8 protein-coding genes are annotated in these 10,621 nt (G+C 70.8%); 6 read left to right on the forward strand and 2 right to left on the reverse strand.

Features of this window, described 5'->3' with window-relative positions; genetic code table 11:
• Window positions 1-149: 149 nt before the first annotated feature.
• Both ACIGXO_RS33555 and ACIGXO_RS33560 read right to left on the reverse strand, forming a co-directional pair.
• A complete protein-coding gene (locus tag ACIGXO_RS33555; protein WP_399794475.1) occupies window positions 150-968 on the reverse strand; it encodes a phosphatase PAP2 family protein in 819 nt (272 codons plus the stop codon).
• A gap of 233 nt (window positions 969-1,201) precedes the next feature.
• Window positions 1,202-2,203, reverse strand: coding sequence for an NlpC/P60 family protein (locus tag ACIGXO_RS33560; RefSeq protein WP_399794477.1), 1,002 nt, complete (start codon window positions 2,201-2,203; stop codon window positions 1,202-1,204).
• 423 nt (window positions 2,204-2,626) lie between these two features.
• Here ACIGXO_RS33560 and ACIGXO_RS33565 point away from each other — a divergent pair, with 423 nt between their 5' ends.
• The 6 genes from ACIGXO_RS33565 to ACIGXO_RS33590 all read left to right on the forward strand — a co-directional run bounded on the left by ACIGXO_RS33565 (window position 2,627) and on the right by ACIGXO_RS33590 (window position 10,454).
• A complete protein-coding gene (locus ACIGXO_RS33565) occupies window positions 2,627-2,935 on the forward strand; it encodes a hypothetical protein (protein ID WP_031067282.1) in 309 nt (102 codons plus the stop codon).
• A gap of 455 nt (window positions 2,936-3,390) precedes the next feature.
• A complete protein-coding gene (locus tag ACIGXO_RS33570; RefSeq protein ID WP_399794479.1) occupies window positions 3,391-4,245 on the forward strand; it encodes a hypothetical protein in 855 nt (284 codons plus the stop codon).
• Window positions 4,235-5,560, forward strand: a complete 1,326-nt coding sequence (locus tag ACIGXO_RS33575; protein ID WP_399794481.1) for a hypothetical protein — start codon at window positions 4,235-4,237, stop codon at window positions 5,558-5,560. Before ACIGXO_RS33570 ends, ACIGXO_RS33575 begins: the two co-directional genes overlap by 11 nt.
• The gene (locus ACIGXO_RS33580; RefSeq protein ID WP_399794483.1) at window positions 5,557-7,119 is read left to right on the forward strand and encodes an SCO6880 family protein; all 1,563 of its coding nucleotides are present in this window, start codon (window positions 5,557-5,559) and stop codon (window positions 7,117-7,119) included. The genes ACIGXO_RS33575 and ACIGXO_RS33580 overlap by 4 nt, the downstream gene beginning before the upstream one ends.
• A 28-nt stretch (window positions 7,120-7,147) precedes the next feature.
• Window positions 7,148-8,587 (forward strand): ATP-binding protein, encoded by a 1,440-nt coding sequence (locus ACIGXO_RS33585; RefSeq protein WP_399794489.1) that lies wholly within the window; start codon window positions 7,148-7,150, stop codon window positions 8,585-8,587.
• Between the two features lie 73 nt (window positions 8,588-8,660).
• Window positions 8,661-10,454, forward strand: a complete 1,794-nt coding sequence (locus ACIGXO_RS33590; RefSeq protein ID WP_399794485.1) for a type IV secretory system conjugative DNA transfer family protein — start codon at window positions 8,661-8,663, stop codon at window positions 10,452-10,454.
• Window positions 10,455-10,621: the final 167 nt, after the last annotated feature.

The raw sequence follows: 10,621 nt of genomic DNA on the forward strand, positions 1-10,621 counted from the left end.
ATCCACTCCCACCCCCCCCCCCCCCTCGGCCGGGGGCGCCCGGCGGGCGTGGGGGGGGTGGTTTTTTTCCCGGGGTTTTTTTCCCCGGCCCGCCCCCCCCCGGGGGGGCGGGGGGGGGGGCCCCCCCGCGTCTCTGCAAGGAGCGGCTCTCAGGCCGCCAGATCCTTGTCCCGGTCCTTGCGGCCGGCCGGTACCCCGTCCGTACGGCGCGGCGCGCCGGCCGGGCCGGGCGGCTCCGGAAACCCGTCGGGGCCCCCGGCCCCGACGGCACCGGCCGCCCCCGCGGGCCCGAACGCGTCCGTCACAGCCGCGCCGTCCCCCTCGCCCGCTCCGCCTGCGTGCCCGGTGCCCGCGCGGGGCACCTGGACCAGCGCCCCGATAGGGGACGCGGCGATGGCCTTCATGAGCGGCACCAGCAACGCCTGGGCGAGCGGCGCGAACAGCAGCGCGACCGCCGTGCCCAGCGCGAACCCGCCGACGACGTCCGTCGGGTAGTGCACACCCATGTAGACCCGGCACAGGCCCTCCAGGAGCGCCAGGCCGATGCCGATGAGCCCGTACTTGCGGTGCGCGATGAAGATGCCGACGCCGATGGCCATGGTCAGCGTGGCGTGATCGCTCACGAACGAGAAGTCGTTCTTGCCCTGGACCAGGACCTCCAGGCCCTGGTGGTCCCGGAACGGGCGTGGCCGCGCCACGAATTCCCGGATCGGGATGTTGGCCAGCAGCGCGATGCCGGCGGCCAGCGGCGCCCACACCAGGCCCGCCACGGCGGCGGGCGCGTCGGCCCTCTTACGGGCGCCCCACCAGCCGATGAGGCACAGGATCGCCAGCCCGGCGATGATGCCGTACTCGCCGACGTACTCCATCACCTGGTCGAACCAGTGCGGAGCGTCCTTGGCGAGGCCGTTGACCTCGTAGAGCAGGCCAACGTCGGGGTTCGACCCGTCCAGTGCGAGTCCAGCCATGTGCCGGGGCCCCTAACCTTTCGCGCGCGTGAGCGCCGTCCGAGTGCTGCCAACCCCCGTGGTCGCCGAGCAATTGCGGTGTGCGCTGCGCCGTGCGTCTGCCGTGCTCCGGCAGTGCCGCTCACACCCACTCCAAGGAAACGTCATGTACCCGCGCGACGTTCCACATTCCACCGGATGATCACCAGGACGTTATCGAAGCTTGACTCATCTCCGCAGCTCAGGCCCCATGTTCACGCAGCGTTCCGACGGGGGAGCGCTTTTGCGCCATCTTCCGTGACGCGAGTGGCGCCGATGTAGTCAGGCGTATCGATCTTGTCGAAGCGGATCACGGCCCCCGTGTACGGAGCGTTGATCATGTAGCCGCCGCCCACGTAGATCCCGACATGGTGGATCGACCGCGGGTCCTTCAGGTCGTACGCGAAGAACACCAGGTCCCCGGGGAGCAGCTCGTCCCGCTTCGGGTGCGGCCCGGCGTTCCACTGGTCGTTGGCGACACGGGGCAGTTCGACGCCGACCGACTTGAACGCGGCCTTGGTCAGGCCCGAGCAGTCGAACCGGCCGCCCTGGTCCGCCGTTCCGTTCCCGCCCCACAGGTACGGCGTGCCGAGCTTCTTCTGTGCGTAGTAGATGGCCCCGGCGGCCTGCTGCGAGGGCTGCACCCGCTGCGTGGGGGCTTCGAAGCTCTTCGCCAGGGTGGTGATGACCTTGACGTAATTCTGCGTCTCCCGGTACGGCGGCACGCCGTCGTGCTGGATGACCCGGTAGGCGCCCGCGTTGTACGCCGCCAGCATGTTGTGCGTGGCGTCGCCCGGGACATCCTTCACATAGTTGGCCAATTCGCAGTCGTACGACGCCGCCGACGCGATCGCGTCGACCGGGTCCCACACGTCCTTGTCGCCGTCCTTGTCACCGTCGACGCCGTGCGTGGCCCAGGTGCCGGGAATGAACTGCGCGAGCCCCTGCGCCGCCGCCGGGCTCTGCGCCTTGGGGTTCCAGCCGCTCTCCTGGTACAGCTGCGCGGCCAGCAGCGCGGGGTTGATCGCGGGGCAGAGCGTGCCCCACTTCTGCACGAGCGGCTGATACGCCGCCGGTACCGCGCCCTTCGCCAGTCCGACGACCCGCCCCGCGGCCCCGCCGAGCCCGGCCGCCGCGTACGTACCGATGATCAGCAGCGCGAGAAAACAGGCCCCGAGGCCCGCGCCGATCCCCGCACCCACCCAGACCTTGCGCACCGCACCCCTCACCCCCAAATCGACCCCCGTCAGGCTACCGACGAACCGTGTCCGTGTCCGCCCCGCCTCAAACCGGCGTTCTCCGCACACAGTTCCCTTCGGCCACGACCGCGCCACCGGCGAGCGCTCTCGGCCTGCCCGGTGGCCGATCGACCACCGATCGACCACCGATCGACGGCGGGTCGCCCGCGGTTCGCCCGCGAATCGAACGTCAATTGCCCAGCGTCACCCCGCGTGGTACACACGGTGAAAATCGCGGGTTCTACGGACGACGTGCGCACCCCTGCCCTCGCCGCCCACACGGGATCCGCCAAAGTTTGACGGCAAGTCGACATCGTCACGGGCAATCGTCAGCGAAGATAGAGGCTGGCCGTGCCATGTGGTGCGGGAGACAACTACCCATTAGGGGCGGTGAGTTCACATATGTTCATTGCGGCCGAAAAGGGCGACATCACCACCATTATCGGCGGAATCGCCCCTGACTGGGGCCCGTTCGGGAGTCTCGGCAACGAGGCGCGCGTCATGGTCGAAGTGGTGATGGCGGTGGCCATCCTCCTCTGTCTCGGCATCGCGATCTGGGGCGCGGCGAAGCAGCGCATCGGCGCCACGGCCCTCCGCGACACCTTCAGCGCCGAGCAGGGCAAGGGCCTGATCGTCGCCGGTCTGACCGGCGTCTTCATCATCGGGTCACTGGGCACCCTCTTCACCATCGTCTACGGGATGGCGGTCTAGCCGGCCGAAACGTCACCGCCCGCCAGGACGTCCGCCGGGCCGCGCGGCAACTGCCGCGCGCCGGCCACGCACTGGCCGCGCCTTCCGTCCCGTACACCCGTCGTACGCCCGCCTGTACGCCCCGCCCGTCCGTCCACGCGCCCACCGCGCGCTCTTCCGCGCCGCACCCGGGCTCACGTCCCATGGTCGTCGTCTGTGCGCGGCCGCCCCACCTGGCCCACATTCCCACCCGAGGCCACATGCTGATGCCCACTCCGTCCACCCACCCACAGCGGATTCCGAACCCGCCGCGTAGTTATCCACAGGCGCTGCGGGCGGGTTCGCCGTTCCGTCACAGTGGGGTGTACTCGTACCAGGACGCCCTGGCCGCCTCGCACGCGGCTACGGTCGTACCCGGGTTGCGGCAAGGCGACGGCGAAAGCGGCAGCGATGCCGGTTGAGGGGGCACAGGCACCATGAGTCTCGGAGATGACGGAGCGTACGGCGGCGGGGAGTACGGCGGCCAGGGTCCCGCCGGCCAGACGCGTACCAGACTTCCCGGCGGCGAGGGCGACGTGTACGGCACGGGCCGCCGCCCCCGCGGCGGCATGTCCAGCCGCAATCTGGTGACGATCGTCGGCGTGGTCGTACTGCTCATCGCGGCCATCGCCTTCGCCAACCGCGGCGGCGACCCCTCCGCTTCCAACTCCTCCAACCCCACCTCGGGCGCCCCTGCGGCCCAGCCGACCGCGCCGACGGGCGAACAACCGGTCTCCGGCAAAAAGGGCTCGGTACCTTCCGGGTTCCCGAAGACGGAGCAGGGCGCCCAATCCGCCGCGGCCAACTATTCAGTGGCACTCGCCGGTGACGGTATGTACGACTCCGAGGAACGAGACGCGATCGTCGATGCCGTATACACGCCGTCCACCGCGGCAGCGCGCAAGGAGAGCCTGCGCAAGGTGTACGCCGACCCCAAGTTCCTTGGCCGGATCGGACTGAAGGCAGATGGCAGCGCGCCCGACGGGATGACGTTCGTATCCCGGGTGAACCCTGTGGGAACGAAGATCGAGAAGTTCGACGGCAGCACAGCGAAGGTCGCCGTCTGGTACTCCTCGCTCTTCGGGCTCGCGGGCGAAGGATCCGAGAATCCGGTGGCGGAGAGCTGGTACACGACCACCATGCAGCTGCGATGGGTCGAGGGCGACTGGAAGATCGCCGACCTCACGCAGAAGAAGGGGCCGGCACCGGTCGGCCGCGACCAGGCCGCTGCAACGGCCGAGGAGATGTCCAAGGCCGTCGAAGGGTTCGGAGGGTTCACGTATGCCCGGTAAGTCTCGCCGCCGCGCCCTCACGCTCACCGGCTTGGTCACCGGCATCCAGACCTCGGCGGTGCTGCTCGCCACCCGGGTTTTCGCTGCACCGGACCCCAAACCGAGCGACAACTGTGACCTGATCCGAGGCCCCGCCAAGGACTACTGCGAAAACGGTGACAAATCCAGCGGCACGCCCCCCACCCCAGGAGGGCTCTCTGACAACAACCCGTTGGACCCCCTCCAGTCGCTCGCCAAGGGCTGTGCCGACGCCGCCGCCTGGATCGTGACCAAGCTGTCCGACGCCGTGAAGGCGACCTCGCAGGTGGACTTCACGAATGCCGCGTTCCTGCGGCAGTACGCCGTCGTCTTCGCCGCGTCCACGATCCTCACGCTCGTGCTCTGGCTGCTCGCCGTGGCCAAGCGCGCCGTTCGCGGCGTACGCCTCACCGAGGCGATCGGTGAGGCGGTCGGCTTCCTGTGGCTCACCGTCCTCGCCTCCGCCTTCACCCCCCTGATCCTCTACACCGTCGTCTCCGCCACCGACGGCGTCACAGAGATCATCGCGAAGGGCACGGGCGCCCAGACCGACATCTTCTTCGGGTCGTTCTCGGAGGCGCTCAAGAAGGGCACCGACATCGGCGGCGGCCCGATCATGCTGATCGTCGTCGCGCTCGTGTCCGTCCTCGCCGCCGGCATCCTCTGGCTGGAGCTGGTGATCCGCGCCGCCCTGCTGTACGTCGGCGCCCTGCTCGGCACGGTCGTCTACGCCGGCCTCGTCGACAAGAACATGTGGGGCCACGTCCGCCGCTGGGCCGGCATCATGATCGCCGTGATCATGGTGAAGCCGGTCATCGTGATCGTGCTCGGCATCGCCGGCGCCCTCTCCTCCGAGCGGGGCCCCGACTCCTTCTCCGCCATCGTCTCCGGCCTCGCCATCATCCTGCTCGCCATCTTCGCGAGCGCCATGATCTACCGCTTCGTCCCCGGCTTCGGCGACGAGATCATGGCGGCGCGCACGAGCAAGAAGGCGGCGACGGACGGCAGTCAGGCCGCGGCTCTCGTCTCCTCCCCCGCTGCCCTCGTGTCGCAGGGCATCAAGACCCACAGCTCCCGCGGCAGCGGCGGCAACACCGGCGACAACGGCAGCAGCGGCGGCCAGTCCCGCCCGGCCGACGCCGTGGCCGGCGGCGTCGCCGCGCACAGCTCCCGCGGCGGCTCCGGCGGATCCGGCGCGACCGCCCCGCCCGCACCCCGTACGACCCCAGGCCCCCGCCCCGGCGGCTCGGGCGGTTCCGCCCGCACCGGCAAAACAGCAGGAGGTGATGGGCGTTGAGCACCCAGTCCCACCCGGTCACGCCCCGACGCACGTATCTGATCGGCCGCGCCCGCCCCAACGCCGTCATCGGCAAGAACCGCGAGACCGGCGAGATCGCCCTGATCATCGCCGGCGCGTTCCTCGGCATGATGTGCGGCCTCCTGGTGCCCGTGCTGCCGCTGCGCATCGTGACGCTCACCGGCTTCCCGATGCTTGCCCTGGCCGCGGTGTACGTCCCGTACCGCGGCCGGACGTTCTACAAGTGGTTCGAGATCAACCGCAGTTACAAGCGGACGCTGCGCAAGGGCACGACGTACCGCTCCGGCGCGCCCGAGGCCGGCATCAGCCTGGACGGCCGCGAGGTGGAGATCGGCCCGCCGCCCGGCATCGGCCGCATCAACTGGCTGTCCGCGCCCTTCGGCCCGGACGAGATCGCCGTACTGCTGCACGCCGACCGCCGCACGGTCACCGCGGCGATCGAGATCGAGGGCCCGGGCGTCGGCCTGCGCGACAGCGAGGACCAGGAGGCGCTGGTCGACCGCTTCGGGACGCTGCTGAAGCACGTCGCGAACGGCGACGGCTTCGTGACCCGCCTGCAGATGCTCGCCCGCACCCTCCCCGCCGACCCCGACGCGCACGCCAAGGACGTCGCCCAGCGCGGCGACCGGAATGCCCCGGCCTGGCTGCAGGACTCCTACGACCAGCTGCAGTCGATGGTCTCCACCTCCTCCGAGCAGCACCGCGCGTACCTCGTCGCCTGCATGCACTACACCCGCGAGCTGGCCGCCGAGGCGGAGACCATGGCCCGCGCAGCGCGCATGCACAACGGCGGGCTGCTGCGGAAGCGCCTGGACAAGGACGCGGGCCTCGCCGTCGTCATGGCCCGCGAGCTGACCGACATCTGCGCCCGCCTCGCCGAGGCCGACATCCGCGTACGCCAGCCCCTCGGCCAGGCCCGCCTCGCCTCCCTCGTGCACTCCATGTACGACCCGGACCACCCCATCGACCACATCCAGGCGATGAGCAAGCGCAACGCCTGGCCGGCCGAGCTGGACGCCATGGAGCCCACCTACCTCCAGGCCAAGACGCGCGAGTCGACGACCCGCGCGCCCTGGTGCCACGCGACCGCGTGGATCAAGGAGTGGCCGCTGACCCCGGTCGGCGTCAACTTCCTCGCACCCTTGCTCGTGCACACCCCTGATGTGATCCGTACGGTCGCGGTCTGCATGGACCTGGAGCCGACCGAGGTCGCGATCGAACGCATGCTGACCGAGAAGACGAACGACGACGCGGAGGCCAGCCGCGCGGCCAAGATGAACCGCGTCGTGGACCCGCGCGACGTCGCCCACCACGGCCGCGTCGACCAGCGCGGCGAGGACCTGGCGTCCGGCGCGGCCGGCGTGAACCTCGTCGGGTACCTCACCGTCTCGTCCCGTTCCCCCGAGGCGCTGGCCCGCGACAAGCGGACCATCCGCGCCTCGGCCGGCAAGTCGTACCTCAAGCTGGAGTGGTGCGACCGCGAGCACCACAGGGCCTTCGTCAACACGCTTCCGTTCGCGACCGGGATCCGCCGCTAAGCCGCTGGGAGGCGCGTACGTCATGGCCATGCTCGATCCGCTCGCCGCGCTCACCGAGGCGTTCACCAGCTTCCTGTTCGGGAAGGTGGAGACGACCAGGCTGCCCGTACGGACCTCCACCGGGCAGGCGCAGGCCGTCTATCTGCCCACCGCGGCCCCAGGTCTCGGCGACTCCGGCGTGATCATCGGCCGCGAGGTGTACAGCGGCAAGGGGTACATCTACGACCCCTTCCAGCTGTACGGCCAGCAGCTGCCTGCCCCGCACTGGCTCGTCCTCGGCGAGTCCGGCAACGGCAAGTCCGCGCTGGAGAAAACGTACGTACTGCGCCAGCTCCGCTTCCGCGACCGCCAGGTCGTGGTGCTCGACGCGCAGGGCGAGGACGGCGTCGGCGAGTGGAACCTCATCGCCGAACAGCTCGGCATAACCCCGATCCGGCTGGACCCCACGGCGGCGCTGAACGGCGGCATCCGCCTCAATCCGCTGGACCCGTCGATCACCACCACCGGCCAGCTGGCGCTGCTCCGCACGATCATCGAGGTGGCCATGGGCCACGGCCTCGACGAGCGCGCCGGCTTCGCCCTCAAGGTCGCGCACGCCTACGTCAACGAGACCATCACCGACCGCCAGCCGGTCCTCACGGACATCGTCGAGCAGCTCCGCCACCCGAAGCCGGAGTCGGCCGAGGCGATGAACGTCGACCTGGACGACGTACGGGCCTGGGGCCTGGACGTGGCCCTCGTACTGGACCGCCTCGTCGACGGTGACCTCCGCGGCATGTTCGACGGCCCGACCACGGCCGGCATCGACCTCGACGCGCCGCTGATCGTCTTCGACCTCTCGCATATCGACCGCAACTCGATCGCGATGCCGATCCTGATGGCCATCGTCGGCGTCTGGCTGGAGCACACCTGGATCCGCCCCGACCGGAAGAAACGGATCTTCCTGGTCGAGGAGGCATGGCACATCATCAACTCCCCGTTCGTCGCCCAGCTCTTCCAGCGCCTGCTGAAGTTCGGCCGCCGTCTGGGCCTCTCCTTCGTCGCCGTCGTCCACCACCTCAGTGACGTCGTGGACGGCGCGGCCGCACGGGAAGCGGCGGCCATCCTCAAGATGGCCTCGACGAGGACGATCTACGCCCAGAAGGCGGACGAGGCACGGGCCACGGGACGGGTACTGGGCCTGCCACGGTGGGCGGTGGAGATCATCCCCACCCTGACCCCCGGCATCGCGGTCTGGGACGTCAACGGCAACGTCCAGGTCGTCAAGCACCTGATCACCGAGGCCGAACGCCCCCTCGTCTACACCGACCGCGCCATGACCGAGTCCTCCGTGGCCGACGCCTCGGCCCAGCCCACGGAAGAGGCCCGGGCCCTGGAGCGCGCGGCGGACGCCGAGGCCGAAGCACGCGCCGAGGCAATGGCCCTGGCCCGCCAGCTCAGCAACGAATCGAGCGAGACGGTGGCTTGACGGCTTCGATGGCCTCGGACAATTCGTTGGCCTCGGGCAAGCAGCACGGCAGTACGAAGGACGGGTCGGTGGCGTGAGCGACGGGTACGACGACCGGTACGACCGGCAGGGGCAGGCGTACGGAGCGCACGGAGGCGGCGGCGCGGGCCGGGACGGCGGGGCCGGGCCCCGGCGCCGGGAGCGCGGCATCCCCGACTCGCTGCTCGTCGGCGTGCTGGCCTTCCTCCTGGGCCTGACGGTCCTGGTGTGGCTCGCCACGGGGCTCTCCGGCCTCTTCGCCCACGGCAGCTGGCCCGACCGGCTGGCCTTCACCCGCACTCCCCTCGCCATGCGCGAACTGGTCACCCAGCCGCACAACTTGCCCGCGGCCTGGCCCGCCACGCCCGACGGCCAGCTCTCGGGCTACGGCCTGTTCTGGGGCGTCTTCATCAGCGAACTGATGGTCCTGGTCGTCCTCACGGTCTTCGCTCTCGGCACGATCACCCGCTTCCGCGCGGTCCGCGCCGAACGCCGCGCGAAGCGACGCGCGGAGGGGGCGGTCCTGGGGCGGGGTGAGCCCGGCGCCACAGTCCCGCCCGCAACTCCGGCGGCATCAGCGGCAGTCACGCCTGCGGCTCCGGCGGCACCAGTGGCAGTGCCGACCGAGGCGGCCGCTGCCGCCACCACCGGCGCGTCCGCCGCAGCCACAGCCTCAGCCGTTTCCGTGGACGGTCGTACGACGGGGGCGGAGACGTCGGCCGTATCCGCGGCCGTACCGGCCCCTCAGCCGCCTCTGGAAGACCGCACCAACGCCCCCGCCGACGTCCCGGTCGGCGTCCCCGCCAACCTCTCCACCGGGGGCCCCACCGGTGTCCCCGCCGGTGTCCCGATGGGTGTCACCGCCGGCGCTCCGATGGATGTCACCACCGGTGCCGTTACGGACGGCCCCGCGCTCCCCCGCGTCCACTATCACCACCGCTCCGAGCGCCCCGCGGCCCGCGCTGCCGCGCTCGCCGCGATCACCGCCGCCGAGGGACCGCTCCTCGTGGCGACGACCGACGCGACGCTCTGGGCCGAGAGCAAGGACGCCCGCGCGAAGCTCGGCCCGCTGCACGCGTACGACCCGCTGCACCTCCTCGACACCCCGGCCCGCCTGCGCTGGTCTCCCGTCGCGGGCTGCGAGGACATCGCCGCCGCCGGTACCCGCGCGGCCGCCCTCCTCGCCCCCGTCCGCCCGATGAGCACGCTCGATTCGGCCCTGGCGGACGCCGCTGAGACGTTGCTGCGCTGCTGGCTGCACGCGGCCGCCGTGGACGGCAGGCCGTTCCGGCAGATTCACCGCTGGGCCCAGGGCAGCAGTGCCGCCCACGAGCCCGTACGTATCCTCCGTACGAACTCCAAGGCCGCGGCCGGCCGCGCCGGCGAGCTGGAGTCCGTACTGACAGCGCATCCCGAACGCCGCGACATGGCCCAGCAATTGATCGTCCGCGCGCTCGCCGCCCTCTCCTCCGTCCACATCCGGGACGCTTGCAATCCAGGGCGGGCCGATGCGCTCGCGCTTGATTCCTTTGTCGTTGAGGGGGGAACGCTCTATGTAGTAGGCGAGTCGATCGAGGACCCGCGTACGACACCGGGTGCGATGCCTTTGCTCACCGCACTCGTCTCGAGCGTGGTCGAGCGCGGCCGCCGCATGGCCGAACGGTCATCTGACGGTCGCCTCGACCCACCACTCACCCTGGTCCTCGACGACATCGCGGCCCTCGCCCCGATCCCCGCGCTCCCCGCGCTCCTCGAATCAGGCGCCGCGCAGGGCCTCCTGACCCTAGCCACCCTCCGCTCCCCCGAACAGGCCCGCCACCGCTGGCCCCACACCTCTCTGCTGGCCTGACCCGGGCCCCGCCCCGGCCTCTCTGACCTGCCGTCAGGGTGTGGCTCCCCACGGGACCGTCCACGGGACCGTAAACGCAGAAAAGCCCCGCACCATACGGTGCGGGGCTTTCCCACAATGATTGTTCGGCGGCGTCCTACTCTCCCACAGGGTCCCCCCTGCAGTAC

This window comes from Streptomyces sp. NPDC053542 (genome assembly GCF_044544685.1).
Classification (GTDB): domain Bacteria; phylum Actinomycetota; class Actinomycetes; order Streptomycetales; family Streptomycetaceae; genus Streptomyces.

What these genes read in the sequence shown, in the direction of transcription:
- ACIGXO_RS33575 (WP_399794481.1), top strand. Translation starts at nt 4,235, where the DNA reads ATGCCCGGTAAGTCTCGCCGCCGCGCCCTCACGCTCACCGGCTTGGTC.
- ACIGXO_RS33585 (WP_399794489.1), top strand. Translation starts at nt 7,148, where the DNA reads ATGCTCGATCCGCTCGCCGCGCTCACCGAGGCGTTCACCAGCTTCCTG.
- ACIGXO_RS33570 (WP_399794479.1), top strand. Translation starts at nt 3,391, where the DNA reads ATGAGTCTCGGAGATGACGGAGCGTACGGCGGCGGGGAGTACGGCGGC.
- ACIGXO_RS33555 (WP_399794475.1), bottom strand. Translation starts at nt 968, where the DNA reads ATGGCTGGACTCGCACTGGACGGGTCGAACCCCGACGTTGGCCTGCTC.
- ACIGXO_RS33565 (WP_031067282.1), top strand. Translation starts at nt 2,627, where the DNA reads ATGTTCATTGCGGCCGAAAAGGGCGACATCACCACCATTATCGGCGGA.